The organism is Neobacillus endophyticus (genome assembly GCF_013248975.1).
In the GTDB taxonomy this organism is placed as follows: Bacteria; Bacillota; Bacilli; order Bacillales; family Cytobacillaceae; genus Neobacillus; species Neobacillus endophyticus.
In genome coordinates this window covers 4,284,728-4,304,235 of record NZ_JABRWH010000001.1, presented here as the reverse complement: position 1 = coordinate 4,304,235, position 19,508 = coordinate 4,284,728, and the positions used below count along the sequence as shown (strand labels likewise).

General features: G+C 37.7%; 21 protein-coding genes. 15 read left to right on the top strand and 6 right to left on the bottom strand.

The features are described 5' to 3' along the window. Positions 1-38: 38 nt before the first annotated feature. Entirely contained in the window at positions 39-1,232 is a 1,194-nt protein-coding gene (locus HPT25_RS21135) for an MFS transporter (RefSeq protein WP_173068872.1), read from the top strand. Between the two features lie 204 nt (positions 1,233-1,436). Here HPT25_RS21135 and HPT25_RS21130 read toward each other — a convergent pair whose 3' ends face one another. Beyond that, positions 1,437-2,198 carry an SDR family NAD(P)-dependent oxidoreductase gene (locus HPT25_RS21130; RefSeq protein ID WP_173068869.1) on the bottom strand — a complete coding sequence of 254 codons (762 nt, stop codon included), beginning with the start codon at positions 2,196-2,198 and terminating at the stop codon, positions 1,437-1,439. 188 nt (positions 2,199-2,386) lie between these two features. On the opposite strand from HPT25_RS21130, the gene HPT25_RS21125 reads away from it, so the two are divergent. Continuing rightward, positions 2,387-3,043 carry a 2OG-Fe(II) oxygenase gene (locus HPT25_RS21125; protein ID WP_376767955.1) on the top strand — a complete coding sequence of 219 codons (657 nt, stop codon included), beginning with the start codon at positions 2,387-2,389 and terminating at the stop codon, positions 3,041-3,043. Positions 3,044-3,611: 568 nt separating this feature from the next. Here the strand turns inward: HPT25_RS21125 and HPT25_RS21120 are convergent. Then, positions 3,612-4,484, bottom strand: coding sequence for a helix-turn-helix transcriptional regulator (locus HPT25_RS21120; protein WP_173068866.1), 873 nt, complete (start codon positions 4,482-4,484; stop codon positions 3,612-3,614). 112 nt (positions 4,485-4,596) lie between these two features. Between HPT25_RS21120 and HPT25_RS21115 the strand changes: the two genes are divergently transcribed. Beyond that, positions 4,597-5,001: a Dabb family protein gene (locus tag HPT25_RS21115; protein ID WP_246277252.1), complete on the top strand. Its 405-nt coding sequence runs from the start codon at positions 4,597-4,599 to the stop codon at positions 4,999-5,001. 48 nt (positions 5,002-5,049) lie between these two features. Further along, positions 5,050-5,793, top strand: a complete 744-nt coding sequence (locus HPT25_RS21110) for an SDR family oxidoreductase (protein WP_173068863.1) — start codon at positions 5,050-5,052, stop codon at positions 5,791-5,793. Positions 5,794-6,155: 362 nt separating this feature from the next. Here the strand turns inward: HPT25_RS21110 and HPT25_RS21105 are convergent, their stop codons facing one another. Beyond that, on the bottom strand, positions 6,156-6,302 hold the full coding sequence (locus HPT25_RS21105; RefSeq protein WP_173068860.1) for a hypothetical protein: 147 nt from the start codon (positions 6,300-6,302) through the stop codon (positions 6,156-6,158). A 375-nt stretch (positions 6,303-6,677) separates the two neighbouring features. Between HPT25_RS21105 and HPT25_RS21100 the strand changes: the two genes are divergently transcribed. The 3 genes from HPT25_RS21100 (at position 6,678) to HPT25_RS21090 (ending at position 9,087) form a co-directional block, all read left to right on the top strand. After that, positions 6,678-7,520 carry a YihY/virulence factor BrkB family protein gene (locus tag HPT25_RS21100; RefSeq protein ID WP_173068857.1) on the top strand — a complete coding sequence of 281 codons (843 nt, stop codon included), beginning with the start codon at positions 6,678-6,680 and terminating at the stop codon, positions 7,518-7,520. A gap of 393 nt (positions 7,521-7,913) precedes the next feature. Beyond that, complete coding sequence (locus HPT25_RS21095; RefSeq protein ID WP_246277251.1) at positions 7,914-8,372, top strand: SRPBCC family protein; 459 nt, start codon at positions 7,914-7,916, stop codon at positions 8,370-8,372. A 178-nt stretch (positions 8,373-8,550) separates the two neighbouring features. Continuing rightward, entirely contained in the window at positions 8,551-9,087 is a 537-nt protein-coding gene (locus HPT25_RS21090; RefSeq protein WP_173068851.1) for a sugar O-acetyltransferase, read from the top strand. A 421-nt stretch (positions 9,088-9,508) separates the two neighbouring features. Here the strand turns inward: HPT25_RS21090 and HPT25_RS21085 are convergent, their stop codons facing one another. After that, positions 9,509-9,949 (bottom strand): YaiI/YqxD family protein, encoded by a 441-nt coding sequence (locus HPT25_RS21085; protein ID WP_173068848.1) that lies wholly within the window; start codon positions 9,947-9,949, stop codon positions 9,509-9,511. Between the two features lie 354 nt (positions 9,950-10,303). On the opposite strand from HPT25_RS21085, the gene HPT25_RS21080 reads away from it, so the two are divergent. After that, positions 10,304-11,092, top strand: a complete 789-nt coding sequence (locus tag HPT25_RS21080; RefSeq protein ID WP_173068845.1) for a hypothetical protein — start codon at positions 10,304-10,306, stop codon at positions 11,090-11,092. Between the two features lie 5 nt (positions 11,093-11,097). Further along, entirely contained in the window at positions 11,098-11,556 is a 459-nt protein-coding gene (locus tag HPT25_RS21075; protein ID WP_173071353.1) for a hypothetical protein, read from the top strand. A gap of 302 nt (positions 11,557-11,858) precedes the next feature. Here HPT25_RS21075 and HPT25_RS21070 read toward each other — a convergent pair whose 3' ends face one another. Further along, positions 11,859-12,557, bottom strand: coding sequence for a VIT1/CCC1 transporter family protein (locus HPT25_RS21070; RefSeq protein WP_173068842.1), 699 nt, complete (start codon positions 12,555-12,557; stop codon positions 11,859-11,861). Positions 12,558-13,029: 472 nt separating this feature from the next. On the opposite strand from HPT25_RS21070, the gene HPT25_RS21065 reads away from it, so the two are divergent. The 6 genes from HPT25_RS21065 to HPT25_RS21040 all read left to right on the top strand — a co-directional run bounded on the left by HPT25_RS21065 (position 13,030) and on the right by HPT25_RS21040 (position 17,998). Continuing rightward, positions 13,030-13,221 (top strand): hypothetical protein, encoded by a 192-nt coding sequence (locus HPT25_RS21065; RefSeq protein ID WP_173068839.1) that lies wholly within the window; start codon positions 13,030-13,032, stop codon positions 13,219-13,221. Between the two features lie 280 nt (positions 13,222-13,501). Next, positions 13,502-13,612 (top strand): aspartyl-phosphate phosphatase Spo0E family protein, encoded by a 111-nt coding sequence (locus tag HPT25_RS29400; RefSeq protein ID WP_173071351.1) that lies wholly within the window; start codon positions 13,502-13,504, stop codon positions 13,610-13,612. 367 nt (positions 13,613-13,979) lie between these two features. Beyond that, positions 13,980-14,810, top strand: coding sequence for an alpha/beta hydrolase (locus HPT25_RS21055; protein WP_173068836.1), 831 nt, complete (start codon positions 13,980-13,982; stop codon positions 14,808-14,810). Positions 14,811-14,967: 157 nt separating this feature from the next. After that, positions 14,968-16,155, top strand: a complete 1,188-nt coding sequence (locus HPT25_RS21050) for an ATP-grasp domain-containing protein (RefSeq protein WP_173068833.1) — start codon at positions 14,968-14,970, stop codon at positions 16,153-16,155. A 17-nt stretch (positions 16,156-16,172) separates the two neighbouring features. Beyond that, positions 16,173-16,910, top strand: a complete 738-nt coding sequence (locus tag HPT25_RS21045) for an esterase family protein (RefSeq protein WP_173068830.1) — start codon at positions 16,173-16,175, stop codon at positions 16,908-16,910. Positions 16,911-17,566: 656 nt separating this feature from the next. Then, positions 17,567-17,998, top strand: coding sequence for a DinB family protein (locus HPT25_RS21040; protein ID WP_312857314.1), 432 nt, complete (start codon positions 17,567-17,569; stop codon positions 17,996-17,998). Positions 17,999-18,491: 493 nt separating this feature from the next. Here HPT25_RS21040 and HPT25_RS21035 read toward each other — a convergent pair whose 3' ends face one another. Next, a complete protein-coding gene (locus HPT25_RS21035; RefSeq protein ID WP_173068825.1) occupies positions 18,492-19,388 on the bottom strand; it encodes a DMT family transporter in 897 nt (298 codons plus the stop codon). Between the last annotated feature and the right edge of the window lie 120 nt (positions 19,389-19,508).

The window sequence follows — 19,508 nt, the reverse complement described above, 5'->3', positions numbered from 1 at the left end:
AAAATTCCATTAACTCGATTGTTAAAGGGGAGGTTTGTTTGAATCGTTTTCTGTGGGCATCTTATGGCATGTATTTTTTAGGTGGAATTACGAGCGTGTTTTTTGGGGCAATAATGCCTGAGTTACTTGCTTACTATCATACTTCTTATACCTCTGGAGGACTTCTGATCCTTCTCCAATCCATTGGATTTATTGTAGGTGTTCCTCTCACTGCAAGCTTTATGACAAAGTATCACTATCGACTGATCCTTACTGTGGCTGGACTTATGGTTACTGTAGCTCAGACAGGGATTTTATTTTTACCTAACTTTTATTTTCTGGGATTACTTGTTGTTTTGAATGGAATCGGGGCATCGTCTCTAGAGACGGCTGTTGCCTCCTATGTGATGGAACTATTTGAAGGGCGGCGAGCCATCTATATGAGCCGGTTGGAAGTAGCATTTGGTGCTGGAGCACTACTAATGCCATCGATTGCTAGTATTCTCATTGCTGTTCATTGGTGGCGTTTTTCGCCATTGCTAGTAGGTTTATTTGCCCTTATTTTAGCCATTGTGTGGCAAACTGTGTCCGTCTCCTTACAATCCTCAGAGGAAGAGGGACCAATGGATGCGCGTACAGCTGCAGCGCCTATTTTCAAGGGACCAATATCAAAATATAGTATACTTGTGTTGTTTCTTTTGATTATTTTTATTTATGTGGGGATAGAGGGAAGTATCAATAGTTTCCTTCCCAGCATTTTCTCGAAAAAAATAAATAGCAGTCCTTACTTTGCCTCGCTTAGTACATCCGTATTTTGGATCGCTATGCTTTGCGGCCGTCTTGCTATTAGTATCATCGTCCGTCGCGTCAGCTACGAACGGTATTTATTTGGCAGTATCGTATTAGGCCTCGTCTTTATTTTTCTGCTGACTCAGATGAATTCATTGAGCCTTTCATACCTTACAGTATTTGGATTGGGTTTAGGCATGTCAGCTGTTTATTCCGTCACAATGGTTTATGCTAATCATACTTTTCCAGGAATGGAGCGTACGGTTACAAGTGCGATCACAGCATTTGCTGGAATGGGAGGAGCTGTATTCCCATTTGTTATTGGATACGCAATGGACCGCTATATCCCAAGTCAAGTGTTGTGGATGATATTTGTATTTTCTTTGATTTTGTTAGTTTTCTTTTTAATGAACTATTTTAGTTTGCGAATGATGTGCAATCAATCGATTTCTAGAGAATTATGATTTTTATAAAAAAGAGAGATGTTGTGAAAGGGTTGAGCAAGTAACTCTAATTTCTTAAGAATGGTCTATTATGTAGTAGCTAAACGACGATAAGTAACAATAGTCAATATTAGGGATCCACAAGATGCTTATCACTTTTTCTTTCAAGAAGAACTTTTTCCGTTGAAAAACATCTTGTAGCTTTGTTCCAATCTAAGAGCTAGATTAAAAATTCATCTTCGATTGTCCGCCATCCACGTTTATGCTGGCCCCGACAATCCAGGAAGCCTTATCAGAAGCCAAGAATGCGGCAACATTTGCGATTTCTTCAGGAGTTCCGAAGCGGCCAGCTGGGATTTCCTTTTTAATAAATTCATTGATTCCCTCTGGATTTTCCTTCATTCGTCTCAGCCAATTACCAGTCTCGTGCAAAATACTGCCGGGTGCAATGCTATTCACCCTGATCCCATCAGAAATCACTTCGTCGGCCAGAGATTTCGTAAAGCTGATGAGTGCAGATTTAGCATTATTGTAGGTAACTTTTCCGCCGCTTTCCCTTCCATAAATTGAGGTAATATTAATGATCGATCCTGAACGCTGTTTTTTCATATGCTCTATCGCTAATTTACTTAAATGAACTGCAGAAAAATAATTCAACTCCATTGCCTGATAAAAAAGATCCATTTCTGTTTCGGTCACCTTGCCGCCATTGCTTCCACCGGCATTATTGATGAGCACATCCATCGTTCCGTTTTTCTCCATAAACGTATGAATCAAGTTTTCTCGTTCCGCTGAAATGGTTAGGTCGGCTTGATAAATAGAAATTTGTCCACCCAAATCTGTTTTTGCCTGTTTTAAATAATCAAGATGACGGGCAGTGATCGTAACATTTGCCCCTTCTTCAACAAATACCTTGGCAATCGCTTTTCCGATACCCTTTGAACCTCCGGTAATTAATACATTTTTACCTATTAACTGCAAATCCATCTAAAATATCTCCTTTTGTAGGTTGATGCCATTAGTATAACAATTCTATCTATATAATTAAAAAATAATGAGGAAAAGGGATATTCCAAATAAAGAATTTTAACGAATACTATTCAAGTGATTTTTAGTATTTTTTATGAAATAGATTAATAAAATGGAGAAAGTTAACGATTAGAGGGTGATGGTGATTGACATTAAATCCTAAAGAATCAGTGTGGAAAGAACAGACGATTTTTCAACACATGGGAAATAAAATAAAAACGGATGATCGCGAAATTAATATTATCGCCAAAGTAGAAGAACCATTAATCGTCATTTTGGGAAATGTTTTAAGTGATAAAGAATGTGATGCACTTATTCGGTTATCAATGGATCGGCTGCGGCGTTCAAAAATCGGAAGTACTCGGATCGAAAATGAACTCAGAACAAGCAGCAGTATGTTTTTTCAAGAAGGTGAAAATGAAGAAATTGCAAGAATCGAAAAAAGAATTTCCCAGATCATGAATATACCTGTTGACCATGGAGAAGGCATCCAGGTTCTTCATTATAAAAAAGGTCAAGAATATAGAGCTCATTTTGATTATTTCTCATCGGAAAATAAGGCAGTGAACAATTCCAGGATCAGTACACTCATCATGTATTTAAATGAGGTTGAGGAAGGTGGAGAGACATTATTTCCTAAACTGAATTTGTCCGTAAGCCCGCAAAAGGGGATGGCGGTATACTTCGAATATTTCTACCAAGATCAAACATTAAACGAGTTAACCTTACATAGCGGTGCACCTGTGATCAAGGGAGAAAAGTGGGCAGCAACCCAATGGATGAGGAGAAAAAGAGTAACTTAAAATAGGTTAACGATTTCTGTTTTCGACTATAAAACATTTAATAACACAAAATTAGTAGTCCAATTCGCATATGAATTATCGCATAAAAAAACATCAAAAAAATAAGCGGAGATTTTTCGGTTAGTTGCAGACGGAGCTCGTTTTGGGGGTATATAAGGGGAGATTTTCCGATTAAACTAAGTAAAATCCCCCGTTTTCGCATTTTTTAAGTCAATAGGCGGAATCTCTCGTCTATTTAAGTCATTGTTATTTATAATTACTAATTAAGCGAAATTTTTCCGTCTATAGAGTAGATTGGGGGCTAAACCATATCCCCCAACACTAAGTACGGACCCTCGTGATCCTAGATACGGGAATTAATTTTTGTTGGTAAAGAAACTTCTTCTACAGTACTTTTTTATATACGATTTACCTTACTATATTTATTAGAAAAACACCTAGATATCAAAAAAAGGGGGATTCAAATCAGATACGATTTGAATCCCCCTTTTTTAATGCAAAAACAAAACCTGTTACTTGGACAGTGTTTCTTTGTTTGTCGCCCGTTTATTCAACTTGTGGAAAATAATCAAGTTGAAGTTACAGATTGTCTCGAATGCCCAAGATGATAATCGCTTAACATCTGCTGCATTTTTTCCACCGTACCATCCCTGTGGGGAACATGGATCGAAACCGTTAAGCTTGGATCCTCCAAATACTGAAACGATACATGATCGAAATTTAAAATCCCGAGATTCGGACAACGAAGTGACTTTGTGGCATCAATGGCGTCGAGAACCTCATGAGACTCCCAAAATTCCTGGAATTCAGGACTGGCTTTGCATAGCTCTTCGAACTGTTCAGACCACCAAGGGTCGTCGACGTGACGTGCATAGCCTGCATGGAATTTTGCAGCTATCCGGCGCGCATGCAGTTCCCATTGGTCGCCCTTGATGTAGCGAAAACGGGGAGAAGTAAAGGTCATCCAAACAAAATTTCGCTCTTTGTCCGATAAAATGGAGAGATCCCCGTTCAATGCGCAGTAGGCCTCATTCCAGGCAATGATGTTCATGCGTGCATCCATAACATTCGCCGGGGAAGTGTTTTGGCTATCTAAAAAACTTTGAAGCGCCTGGCTCACCTGGCCAGATATCTTCGTTTCTACTAAAGGGAGTTGTTTGCGTGCAAGAAAAAACAGATGCTTGCGTTCCGATTCATCTAGCCTAAGCGCAACGGCTATACGCTCAAGGACCTCAGTGGATACGTTGATATGGCGGCCTTGTTCCAAATAGGTATACCAATCCAATCCAACGTCCGCCAACAAGGCAACCTCACCGCGGCGAAGTCCAGGCGTGCGTCTGCGTCCGGACTCCGGCAATCCCACTTGCTTAGGGGAAATCCGTTCCCGGCGGATGCGCAAAAAACGGGCTAATTCCTCATAACGATCCAGCTTAATCGACATGATTATCATACCTCCTATTGAATGATGAAAGTAGGATTCCCAATCCTACGATAACCAGATCTCTTCCTAGCTTTGTCGGGTCCGTATACACTGGATTATATCATCCTTCGGGATGAAAGCAAGAATGGAATGGGGCAGAGGTCAGCGATTGAACCTGTTCATGGCCATTCGAACCAAAATAAACATCACAAACAAGAAGCAGGAGGATACGATTATGTATGAACATATCGTTATATTAAAACTAGGGTCTAAAGTTACAATCTATGAACAAGAAGAAGCGGTGAAGCTTGTCCATACATTCAAGGAGACGATTCCGGGTATTGTAGACCTTAGCGCCGGAATTAACGTATCGGAAGAAGTGGAGCATAAACAAGGTTATACATTAGGAATTCGGGTAACCTTTGAAAATCAGCAGGCTTGCAGGGATTATATCCAACATCCTCTGCATCAGAATTTGTTACAGCGAATCGGTCCATTGGTGGAAGGGATCGTAGTGATGGACTACCCGTTTGCATAAACGTATCCCATTATCATTTTTAAGAATCCGTAAAAGGAGATGGCAGGAATGGAAAAGAAGCTTGCTGGAAAAGTCGCTTTAATCACTGGCGCTTCCCGAGGAATCGGCAGGAGAATAGCCGAAGATCTGGCACAACATGGCGCAAAGGTGGTCGTAAATTTTGCGAGCAGTGCGGTGCAAGCCGACGAGGTCGTACAGTCCATTAAAAAAGACGGTGGAGAAGCGGTGGCGGTCCAGGCCGATATCAGCCGTTTGAGCGATCTGCAGAGACTATACAAAGAATCGATTACGACCTTTGGAAAGCTTGATATTGTTGTTAATAACGCGGGGGTCATTATTACCAAACCGATTGTCGAGATCACGGAAGAGGACTATGACAGGCTGTTCTCGATTAATGTGAAAGGAACGTATTTTTCATGTCAACTTGCGGCCAAGCATGTAAGTCCGAACGGCCGCATCATCAACTTCTCCACTTCAGTGGCGGGGCAGATGTTCCCAGCCTACAGTTTGTACGCTGGCTCCAAAGGGGCGGTGGAACAGTTTTCACGTCAATTGGCGAAGGAGCTTGGAAAGAAAGGTATTACGATTAATGCTGTAGCGCCGGGCCCTGTCAATACCGAGCTTTTCACGGTTGGTAAAACGCAGGAACAAATCCAAGGGCTTGCCAACATGAACGCGTTCGGGCGTCTTGGGGAGGCCGAGGACATCGCAGCAGTCGTCCGTTTTCTTGCGAGCGAAGAGTCGCAGTGGGTGACAGGACAAACAATTCGCGCAAATGGTGGATTTATTTAGGGAAAAGGCGTAAATATCTATTGGGTGGTTTGTGACCTTGAATATCCAACAGACCTAGAAGAATGTTGCAACTTAAAGAAATGATTGATGATTTTCAAATATGGAGGTAATCATTCAAATTTAGTAAAGCTGCTTTAATTATAACTATTGTATATATATGTGTGCGATTGTGAGAATACTTATTGATTTAACTCAAGGAAAAATTTTCATTCTATTCTTATTTACAGATGCATTACTGGAACAACGGTAATGCTTTTTTTCTCTATAATGTAACGTGGCAGCTTAGTGAAAAAAGTAGCTGCCACATAAGCAGCATAATAATACGATTTTAACCATAGTATTTTAAAGTTTTCTTCGGTCTATTACACATTTTTCCTATTTGATTGCTGAATAGATACTTGTTTTGGTCTTATTGGATATGGTCTTTTTCCTTCATCATCAGGACCAGTCAGGTCATTTCTTTTATCAAGGACTTTCCCCGTATACTCAATAGGATTTCTATTATCCATTATTTTCACCTCCATAAATAGGTTGGGTTAAATACCATAATCAATAACAGGTAATTTTTCCTTAAAAAACTACGATCATTCGACCAATTCTACTTAATGGGACATTAAGAGAGTGCTCGGATTATGGTAAATGGAATAAAAGTTCTCCATTATTTAATAACTAAGTGGCATAACTATGTGAGTTCAAAAGCTTGGAAAAAACAACCCAGTGCATATTCCTACTGCTATGGCTTGTAAAATTCACAGGGTTGATACCGATCTAGGAAGGTTATCCTTCTTTTACGAATTACACATTTTTCCTGACTTCCCTCTGCATTGTTTGGGACCTGTACGCACAAACTATATAAACAGAATACTAGGGAAGGTTTGTCGCAGATGCAGACGGTAAAAAAGTTTTTCAAAATTCTAATTCAGGGTAGCTTACATCATAATATTATGTATTTGGGTTCCATCATTGCCTATTTCGGATTTGCTTCGACGATCCCTCTTACGTTGCTGTTGATTTTTTTTGCGTCTTTGTTTATTGATGGGACAGCTGTTGAGCAGTTCCTCGACTCTCTGTTTCAATCATTTATCCCTTCTTTGCCGAGTGGCAAATCATTTGTCACGACCACCATCGATCATCTAACACAATTTCGCACTGCGGTAGGAGTGATGGGCATAGGTGGACTGCTGTTGGCGTCTGTTGGTGGCTTCCTGTCTTTACAAACGACGCTCGACACCATCTGCGAATTGCGTAAACATCGGTCCTTTATTAAGCAGTACGTGATGGGATTCGTGATGCTGGGATTTTTGCTTGTACTGATCCTTGTGTCTTCGCTTGTATCGGCAGTATCACCCGAAATTGCCACGAGTATCGCAAATATGGATGGCTTTGAGTGGATTCGCATTGTGCATACCATGTCACAGATGATCTTCTTGTTCGTTATGTTTTTAACCTGTTTTCTCTGCTATAGGATTCTACCTTCGGCAACCCTCTCTACGCAAGCTTTGTTGACAGGGGCGACTGTGGTTACAATAGGCGTCTATATTGCACGCCAGTTGTTTGTTGTTTATACACATCATTTAGGAAATTATGAATTGATTTATGGGACACTGGCTTTTACAACACTGGTAACGTTTTGGATCTATATTGTGAGTGTCCTTTTCTTGTTTGGCATGGAACTATGTGTGGCTGTTGATGGTGTTCGTGGAATTCGTCCCTTATATAAGGATTAACAACTATAACGAAGCGTAGGATTGCTTTTTTGCACCGCTTTTGCATGGATAGCAGATGAAGATACACACGAACATGTTCGCAATTTAGCGCCTTTGTTTTTTCAAAGTCAGTAGTGATGCTGGAAATTATTCTTCCAAATGCTTTAACTATTAAGTAATGGAGTTGGCTGCATATTATGCAGCCTTTTCTTAATGAACGAATGACGTAGTTGAACAATCAACATTCGACTTTTTATCCAAGCGGCCCTGAATGTGTTGGAATGGTAAATTTAAATTCTTCAAATAATAAGATTACTAGAAGAAGGTAAGTTATGTTTAATTTTTGATGTAAGTTTAGGTCATTTATGTAATAATTATATTTTGGTAGAAATATAAATTTATAATTCATACGTAATGAAAGTGGGAATCAAAATGGCAACGGGAACACATACAGTAGAAATTCCAGTAGATGTACAAGCAGTTTGGGATTATGTCAGTGATCTTGAAAAATGGGCAACGACAGTACCGGCCTATAAAAAACATGAAATCATAAATGACAAGCAATCTATTTGGACATTTGAAGGTAGTGTGAAAGGTATTAAAAAAACAATACAAGCGCAAGTAGATATTACCGAATGGAATGAGCCTTCAAATATAAAGTTTGAACTAAAAGGGTTATCAGATAATTTTACAGGAAGCGGCAACTTTATTTCAGAAGAAGTTAATGGTAAAACAACAATGACTTGTAGGGTGGAAGTCCTTGCTGGCGGATTATCGGGTGCGGTGTTAACACCAATTATTAAATGGGCTGTCCCCAAAGTAGCATCTCGTTTAACAGAATCTATCGCACGTAAAATTGCCGTGTTCTCATAGTTGTTAAAGATTGAAAATTGCATCACAAGCAATGATTGAACAATCGGGTTGCTTCGGCAGCCCCTTTTTCATATTCAGCTAAAAACAGGTAATTTAAAAGTTAAGGATAAATATATAGGGCAGGTACCCCTGAAGAAAATGTGGTATTTTATAAATAACTGAAGAAAGGAGACTAGATATGGAGGATAAAAAGAAAATTTACTACAAACGAGGTACGGATGAACTAAGATTGAAAAATATAATTGCCCATAAACTGTGTCAAGAGTTTAACAATTGTCCAATCGAAGATTCAGAAAGTAAAGCGGAAATTATAAGAGAATTATTCGGGAGTGTCGGAGTAAATCCAAGTATTGAGCATAATTTCCATTGTGACTTAGGATATAATATCCACATTGGTGACAACTTCTATGCTGGCTTTAACTGTACGATATTAGATATGGCAGAAGTAAGGATAGGTGACAACTGTATGATTGGTCCTAATGTTGGACTTTACACGGCTGGTCATTCAATTGAACCTAAAGATAGAAACAAGAGTGGTTATGCGATACCAATCACAATTGGAAATGATGTTTGGATTGGTGGCAGTTGTGTGATCTTACCCGGAATCACCATTGGTAATAATTCCATTATTGCTGCGGGTTCTGTTGTTACGAAAGATGTACCTGCTAATTCAGTAGTGGCAGGAAATCCAGCAAAGATATTGAAAAGTATATAAAATTCTAATGTTCCAAGGTAGTTAAACTAGAGGGTCCTATAGTCAAAGAATTTGGGGTTCCTTGAAAAAAATGCTATATATGAAGAATAATAAATAGTAGAAAAACATTCGTCTTGATGATCACTGAGAAGTGGTGGACAAGAATCTAATGTTCGTAATTATAATGATAAACATGGACAGACTCTTTTTTAGAGTCTTTTTTTATTTTCTTAGGTAAACAAATAACCCCACTCAGGTAAAGAGTAGGGTACTTGCAAACAGTAAATCAAATGGTAAACCAAGTGTAGCATATATATTGTGGATTGCCTAATTTTTTTCAAATTATTTACAATGAGAAAAACAATTTTGCAACATGCATATTAGTTTTATGTTTGACACAATTCATTTTTCTAGGTTTTTCATAAAAATGGACGATCTTTCTTTAATGTGAAATCACTTTTTTAAAAAGTTTTTTAAATTTCTCTCTATCTTCTGATGTAAATGGTTTTGGACCTTTTGTACGCTTCCCACTTTTTCGAGCCATTGCATTCAAATAACGTGATTGTAATAATTGATCAATGTTTTCATTTGTATAGCTAGACCCATTATGGTGAAGGACCACACAACCTTTTGCTAAACCCAGCGAAGCAAGACCATAATCTTGCGTAACGATTATATCTCCTTTTTCTGCTAACTTCATGATGCGATAATCCGCAGCATCTGCTCCAGAATCGACATAAATGGTTTCGACACCCGATGGTTGTTCCGCATTAGAAAAATGAGAGAAGCTAGTAACAAGAATAACAGGTATTTCAGCATTCGTACCTTCAGAGATAATGATATCTTTTACCGGACATGCATCTGCATCGACATAAATTTTCATCTTTATCTCCCCGTAGATCAGTTTGAGTTGATGATAATGATAAATTTAGCCTTTGTCAATCGATAAAGATGGGTTTCCTAAAAAGTTGTTCTATTAGGGGGCGCTTGTCTCTTATAAGAAGACTTCTTTTCTTAACAGTCCTGTTTCTGAAACCTTTACGTTTAAATTGAATGGATATTGTTAAAGTGTAGAAATGATTGTGAGGATTTCTACTTGAACTATAGGGGGCTTGAGTAATAGGATTGCTGCAGCATTCCCATTACTTATAACAAACGAGGTTAGCATAATAAAGACTGGAATAAATGTATTCCACATTTGGAAAGATATTATAAATCGTTCCTGAAGGTGGATTAGATGAACAATTATTCAAATGATAATACTGCCAGACGATATAAAGCCCATGTTAGTATATTAGGTACCACACAACTACATTTGCGAAATCCTTATATTATCGCATGGTGGTCCGCTGCGTTTCCTGGATTCGGGCATATGCTATTATCTAAATATCTAAGAGGATATGCATTATTTATTTGGGAAGTGATTGTAAATGTAAAGGCACATGTTAATTCTTCCATGGTTTATTCTTTTCAGGGTAATATTGACATGGCAAAAGAGGTATTAGATACAAGATGGCTTCTTATGTATATCCCTGTTTACCTTTTCGGTATTTGGGACAGTTACCGGACAACTGTAGATATGAATAAGATCTATCTTTTAACCGAGCGAGAGGAACATCGTTTTAATTCATTTTCATTAGGAGCGTTAGAGATTAACTACTTAGATAAACGAAATCCAATTTTGTCCCTAATGTGGTCGTTGTTTATCCCCGGGCTAGGGCAGCTTTATATACATAGGATTTTAACGGCATTCTTTGTCATCATATGGTTAGTGGTATTTTATTATTATTCTCATGTTCAAGAAGCTGTTGTACTTTTGTTTTTAGGAAAAGTAAAGGAAGCAACCTCGGTTTTAAAGCCAGAATGGCTTCTTTTTATCCCTTCACACTATGGGTTTTCAGCTTATGATTCTTATATGAATACAGTTGAGAATAACAAACTATTTGAAAAAGATTTAAGGAATCATTTAACCGGGAATTATCAATCGAAGAGTTTCAAAATACTAAAAGGACAAAAAGTGAAGTGAGAGATGTGCAGTTATTTTCAACATTTGAAGCCACAGGATTTTTAGAAATGGCAATTTCAACATTAGAAAAAAAGGGGATTAAAAAAGATAGTATATTTGCTGTTCCCCTGGATAATAGATCAGAAGAACCTAAATTTTTTGATACTCTTCATCGCTCAGACGGAACAAGCCTGATTGATATAGGCATGGGGATTGGCACGGCATTTTCAGTTATTGGAGCAAGCATTGGGTTTAAATTAGCTTGGGGACCAATTTATTGTGGACTGATAGGTGCGTTTGTTGGATTTGTTCTTGGATTTGCTATTCGGCTGTTTATGGAATTAGTTATAAAGAAAAAGAAAAGAATTTTAAAAGGAAAACATTCTGAAGTAATCTTAATTGTTGAATGTGAAGAATCACAAGCTGAATTAGTGGAGGATATACTTTGGAGCCATTTTGCATTAGGCGTAGCAAAAGTAAATTGATTCATAATTTGTTGAACATTTATTTAAAACTTTGCAAGATCTTATTACTAATCATCCATTAGACGAGTGGCTGAACAGCCTCATTCTCCATGATGCTTATCATACGGGCCAAATTATCCTGTTCCGCAAGTTGTAAGGTTCTTGGCCGTCGCACCCTCTTTTGAATAGGGGAAAAATTGCACTGCCGTTAATGCATCGTCCTAGCAATGATCCCTTTCCTCCACAAAAAAGGGAACCCCAACCATTAGGCAGGGGATGTGTGAATGAATCTTTTCCTTTATCACTTATGAAAATTTCCAGTGCTAGGTGAGAAATTTTGCAAGACCAAACGCAACTGCTGCAGCAAGTCCTCCAGTAATCATCGTTTGAAAAGCACTCTTGACCGGAGACGTGCCTGTAAACCTTCCTTTTACATATCCAAACGCCAGTAAGGCAATAAGTGTGACAATGACAGAAACCATTAATGCTGTTGCAGGTTTATGAAAGATAAAATATGGAGACAAAGGGATTAATCCTCCGACAATATAAGAAATAGCGATGGTAATCGCGCTGTTTCTCGCTCTTGTCGGCTCCGGCTTTTCTAGACCCAATTCAAACTTCATCATAAAATCCACCCATTTTTCAGGGTCCTTTTTCATGGTTTCAGTAATCGATTTGATTTGGTCTTCCTCAAGACCATATTCTCTGAAAATCTCTGCGACTTCTTCTTCTTCGCGATCTGGAAATTCTATCACCTCCCGCTGTTCACGAGCAAGTTCAGACTTATAATGTTCCGCATCTGTTTTTCCTGCCAAATATCCGCCAAGTCCCATTGCAATGGACCCTGCTGCAATTTCAGCTCCTCCGGCAGTGAGAATTAATGTTGTTGTATCAACAGCACCGGATAAACCAGCAGCTAACGCAAACGGGACGGTCAATCCGTCTGACATACCAATGACAACATCCCTAATGAAGTCAGATCCTGAAAAATGTTCTTCTACATGATGTAGGTGTTGATCCATTTTTTCACCTCCAATATAACGAATGTGATGTAGTTAGACAAAATAGTAACGTTTCTATTTTTAATTTTACCATTTGCAAAATAGATGATCACTATTCTCCTCCAATGTTTCATTTTAATAGTGGACCTTTCCACTCCGTACTAGGAGAAACATATTTGAGGCTGGTTGGACTACGTCCCGTATAGCAATAGAAAGGGTTTAACATTTCACTAAAACAGCTCCACAAATTAGCAGAGAGTATATGACAACGTTATTAAAATGGGGGGGGGAATTATTTGCTTTAGCTAGTTGGGGATTTTGCGATAACTTAATTAGCAGTCTACAATATTTTTGCGTATTCCTAAGTAAATTCTAAGAATTAGTCATTATACTCAATCTTGGAATTAGCATGTATTATACTTGAAAATTCCGTAACTTTAAAAGGGATGTTTGTATTCCCTATTTTAAAACAAAAAAAGAAAGAGGTTTTATTATGCAAATTTCAAGTTTAAATGGATCCTACCAAGCTCAAACACTTTCTAACAAATCAAGAATTGAAGGCTCACCAGCAGAAGAAGCAAATGAAAGTGCGGCTGAGAAAGCAGCTGAAAGATCGAATCGAGCACAGAAAACAGCAATGGCTACGAGCACAGGCATAGGTACAAATATTGATATTACGGCTTAAACAATAAAAATTTCGAAAAGATGAGGGTTATCCCAAAAGTCTCACTTTTAGTGGATACCCCATTTTTGTTTTGAACTTTGTTTATAACTAGATACCTTCGGTCAGACATGGCTTGAGCAAGGTTCATTTGCCTGAAAAACCTACATATATAAATGTATGTTTATTTAAAAAAACAAATATTTTTACTTCTAAAATTAAGGACCAGCCAGAAATGAACTTTATGCCAGATGAAGTATCCCTGTTACAGATTATTGAATTATAAAGGAAACAAATGCTCTAAATCTCATATCAATACAGATTTCTTCACCCTGAAACACTAAAATATAGCCAAGAGTTAGATCATTTACTAAATCTATATAGGAACTGGTTTCATTCTTTACTCCTTTCCTAAACTAGTTGCGATGCTTCGTATCGAAGGATCGTTTTTTTTATTCAAGTAACACGGAAGGTTTGTTGAAGGAGGAATCTAATTTATTTATGTTGAATTTATTACCAACTGAATTTACAGACCGAGGTGATAACTGATGGGCAAGAACAATTTATGAAGGCAGTTGATCAGAATCAAAGTTTATAAAGATTGATTTAGAGGTAAATAAAGGTATTAAGTTACCTTATTGTTGGGGTGTAGTATTTAGTAGGAACAATTTTACACATTTACAAACTTGTAATTGGTGCACTAGTAGAAATTCAGCAGTTGGATTTCTCTTAGGGAGAACTTCCGATATTTAATGTAATATCAAAGGGGCGAGGAAAGTAAAATGAATCAATCCTACTTTTACTTAAAACTAGAAACACATCAATTACATATGTCTTATAAAAATGAAAAACGTCGCGTGCGTGTTTTATTGCCGAAAAACTATGATAAAGATGAGGCTCAAAATTATCCGGTTGTTTATATGCACGATGGTCAAAATATTTTCTACAGTAGTGAAGCTTATAGCGGGTATTCGTGGAAAGTTATTCCTGCTATTAAACAAAACCCTGATTTACCGAAGATGATTGTTGTTGGGATAGATAACGCTGGACAAGATCGAATTAATGAATATACGCCTTGGAAAATTACTGAAAGCCCACTTCCTGAAGATATTGAATTAGGCGGAAAAGGAGCAGAGTTTGCAGAGTTTGTCATGACAGTCGTGAAGCCGTATATCGATAAGCATTACCGAACTAAATCGGATAAATATCATACAGCAATGATTGGCAGTTCACTGGGGGGGAATTTAACGGCTTTTATGGGTATTGAATATAAAGATAAAATTGGTGGTCTAGGTATTTTTTCTTTAGCCAATTGGATTACAAGTAAAGCCTTCGACAGTTATATTGCTAGAAAAGAATTGGACCCTGAACAACGCGTGTACATTCAAGTTGGAACTCAGGAAGGCGATGATGCCGATCGACACTTGATGTATGGTAATATGAAGCAGGCTTATATCGATTGCACGCTTAAGTATTATAAACAACTAATAAAAGGGTCTGTCCCAATAGATAGCATTCGTTTAAATATCTTTGCAGATGAAGAGCATAATGAAAAAGCCTGGGCAAAACATTTGCCAGAATGTTTACGCTTTTTAAGTGAGAATTGGTCGTAAATGAACGTAAAAAGTAGATTTGGTTGAATTTAAATATGGAGGAATCTATCGATTTTTTTCAGAATATTTATTGAAGTGTAAATTCATTTAAAATGTAATTGATTGTATTTTTTTGTGAAAACTATGAATCTTTGTGTCTGAGAAAGGAGCAGTTTTTATGAATTATATTTTGATATCACCATATTATCCAGGTAATTTTCAGCCGTTTGCTCATCGTTTAAAAGACGCAGGTGTCAATGTTTTTGGAATTGGCGAAGAACCATATGACCAATTAGGTTCCGAATTACAAAACGCTTTAAAAGAATATTATCGTGTGAATAATTTAGAAGATTTAGATGAAGTGAAACGTGCTGTTGCATTTTTATTTTATAAACATGGCCCAATTGACCGCATTGAATCCAATAACGAATACTGGTTAGAACTTGATGCGCAGTTGCGTGAGCAATTTAACGTGTACGGCATTAAACCGAATGACTTGAAAAAAGTTAAGTATAAATCTGAAATGAAGAAGCTGTTTAAAAAAGCAGGTGTGCCTGTTGTAGAAGGAAGAATCGTTAAAACTAAAATGGAGTTATCTAAAGTCATTGATGAACTAGGATTGCCAGTTATCGCTAAACCGGATAATGGTGTTGGATCAGCTGCAACCTTTAAATTAAGTTCAGAAGAGGATGTACGTCAATTTGAAGAAGAATGGGGAGAAGTTCAAGTGTACTTCTTAGAACCATATGTCGAAGGAGGTGTGCTCTGTACATTTGATGGTTTAGTCGATCAGGAAGGGAACATTGTTTTCCAAACAAGCTTTACATATAATGTGCCAACGCTGGAACTTGTTAAGGGTCAGTTGGATTTAGCGTATGTGATTCAAAAAGAAATTGATCCAAAGCTCGAAACTTATGGAAAGGCGATTGTGAAAGCTTTCGGCATGAAAGAACGCTTTTTCCATATTGAGTTTTTTAAATTAAAAGATGGGGATTATGTTGCACTTGAATATAATAACCGCTTGGCTGGCGGCTACACGATTGATATGTACAATTTCGCGTACTCCGTTGATTTATTTGCTCAGTATGCTGCTCTTGTTACAGGAGAAGAATTTAAGGAGCCCGATGCCGAAAACCAGTTTTGTGTCGGTATAACACAGCGTGATGCGTATGAGTATAAACATGATACAAATGCTATTTATGAACGATTTGGCGACCGTGTGAAGTTTGAACAGCGCATGCCAGATGCGTTTGCGGAACTCCAAGGAAATCAATTTTATGCCATTAATGCAGATACGCAAGAAGAAGTCGATGACATTATCCATTTTGTACATGAACGAAAAAATTGCAGCATTGTTAACGTATAGGAATAGGAGATTTTTCAATGCATATAGAACATTTAAACCATTGGAGTGGCGAATTAGGACGTGAAATGCTGTTGAACAGATATGGGCACAGTGGCATGCCAATCATAGTTTTTCCATCATCTGGAGGGACACATACTGAATACTATGATTTTGGAATGATTGATGTGTGTCATGACTTTATTGAATCCGGAAAAGTTCAGTTTTTTACATTGGCTAGTATCGATAGCGAAAGTTGGCTGCACGATTCAAAAACGGCGCATGACCGTGCATTAGCCCACGCGGCATATGACCGTTATGTGATTTCAGAAGCTATTCCATTTATTAAACATAAAACAGGTTGGTTTGATCCAATGATGACAACGGGTTGTAGTATGGGGGCGTATCATGCGTTGAACTTTTTCTTGAGACATCCGGATGTCTTCCAAACAACCGTTGCACTTAGCGGTGTTTACGATGTGCGTTTCTTTTTTGGGGATTACGGTAATGATCAGCTTGTATACGAAAGTTCACCGAGTGATTACATATGGAATCAAAATGATGGCTGGTTTATTGATCGATATCGTTCAGCCGATATCATTATTTGTACCGGTCTGGGGGATTGGGAACAGGATGGACTGCCTTCATACTTTACATTAAAAGAAGCCTTTGAAGAAAAACAAATCCCTGCATGGTTCGATGAGTGGGGCGAAGATGTTTCGCATGATTGGGTTTGGTGGCGACGGCAAATGCCGTATTATTTAGGAAAATTATTTTAATAAAATATCAAAAAACACCAGTAAGGTTAAGACTCTGTTGTACTTTTTCAGGGGAGGCTTTGTTAACCTAATCATTTCAAGATATGGCATATTGGGCCAAACATCAATATGGTATTGGAATGGGGCAAATTTATTCTACATGTTCTCCTTCCTTACTGTCATATTTATTTATATCAAAATGGATTTAGGAAAACAAACTAATTTTCCTTTTGTGGTTGCAAGTATTCTGCTTTTAATACCCACTATTCTTTGGCCTACCTTTTTAATCATTGCTTGGCAATCGGGATTTTAAAGAAAAGGCTCTGTTATAGCTGAATGTTGATTTCACTGTGTTTGAAAAATAAACGGTAAAATTCCGTTTAAATTGGGAAATACCCCTATTTCCTTAAAAATAAAGGAAGTTTTTCCTTTTATATGATCCAAATCTTTGGATTTTGTCTTATTTAGAGCAGTTAATCGGAATATCTCCGCTTATATCTGCTTCTTAAACTTCATCTGGATACATTAGCCGGAAATTCTCCGCTATGAATTCACTTACCTGCACGAAAATCTACAGTGAATAATAACAGAGCCAGGGAAAATGACTATTAAAAGGGGAATCCTAGTGGGAAATTTAATCATTGGTGGTGTGGTTTTTATTGAAAACTATCCAAAAGATGTATGAGCATTTAAATTGGGCTAATCAACGTATTCTCGAAAAATTGCAAAGTATTGAAGATGAAAATCAAGAGGTGTGCCGTTTATTTTCCCATATTCTTTTTGCAGAAAAAGTATGGATAACTAGATTACGAGGATTGGACAGTTCACAACTGCCCATATGGTCAGAGGCCGATTTAGAAGTATGTGCAGAACTTGTTTTGCAAAATGAAAAGAGCTTAACAACGTTTCTTACAGATTTAGCAAATACAGACCTAGACAAATTAATAACCTACAGAAATAGTAAAGGAAAAGAGTTTACGGGTTCTATACGAGATATTTTAACTCATGTAGCATTGCATGGTCATTATCATCGAGGACAGATTAACGCACGTCTTCGAGCAGATGGTATTGAACCAGTTAATATTGACTTTATTACATTTGTAAGATAGATGTATTCGGTTTATGGTATGCGTCTATGTTCTAATTAACGGGGTGCTTTAATTCTCACTCAAACAAACATTACTGGAATGATCAATAATCTCCTTTGGCTCAAAGCTAAAGGAGATTATTTTAGTTTCCTAAATCAATGAATTTCTAAAAGGCATCATAAGTTTTGCGGACGCCTTGATCAGTGCTTCACACGTCGGGAAGTGACGGCAGAGAGTACCATATTCCGACATCCGCCACTTGTTCGAACTGCTCTAGGATGGCGGTTGCGCCCTGAAATCGCTGTCCTCATGATTCGTCAAGATCGCACTCGCGATAATGTTGAAGAGGTGCAAAGCTTGTGGAGCGGACGAGGGTTGGTTGCTGAGCCACGCAAGTGCAGCGGCTAGCGAGAACAGGTCATCACCATCCATGTCGGTACGTGCCAGACCCTCGGCCTTAGAGGAAATTTCAGGCTTTTTAATTTTAAATTAAAACAAAAACACGCTTTTCTAATTAAGTTGTAGAATTTGATTTAAGTTCATTAGAAACTACTTCTACCTGAACAGAACTTAAAATAACACCTATAATAACGATGATTCCACCGATTATTTGTGTAAGGGAGACGATTTCGCCCAATATGAAAACGGAGAAGATTAAGCCTAAAACTGGAACAAGATTCATTAATGATACTGAAACGCTAGAAGAAAGTTTTTTTAAACCAAAATTATACAATACGAATGCAGCAACTGAACATCCGATACATAAAAAAATTAATGCATTCATTGAAGTTACGCTGGGTATTCTCCAAGGTTTAGCCTCAAAAAAAACAAATGGAATAAACCAAATGGCCCCTATTAACATCTGATAATGGGTTAAAGTCAAAGCTGAATACTTATTTGTTAAGTCTCTTGTAATAAAGTTATAAAATGCCCAAACAATCCCAGCTCCTATAAGAATAAGATTTCCCCAAAATGACTTCACACTTCCATTTATGGTAATCTGCGTCAGGACAGCTACACCTATGATAGCAAGGATAATTCCTACAGACTTTTGAAAAGTAGGTTTTAAACGGTAAACAAAAAACTCAAGAAGTGATGTGATCGCTGGAAAAGAAGCTACAATTAACGCCGCATTAGAGGCGGATGTCATGCTGACCCCAATGTTTTCTAAGGTAAAATATAAAGTTATTCCAAAAAGGGAACTCATTGCAACTCGTTTTCGGTCTTCTTTTTTAATTTTTTCCTTATCTTTCGCTATTTTACGAATGATCCAAAATACTATTGCAGCTAAACCTGTTCTTACAACACCTAGTTGAATAGGTGCGAACGTTTCGTAAGCTACCTTCGTTGCAATAAAAGACGCACTCCATAATAGGATTGCACTGATACAAGCAAAATAATAAACTTTCATGATAAAACACAGACCCCACCTTTCAAATTAGTAGCTACATCGGTAACTACCTTTGTTATTAAATAAAATTTATCAAAATATTTTGGTAAAAACAATAGGTTTTGATAAAATATTAGTTAC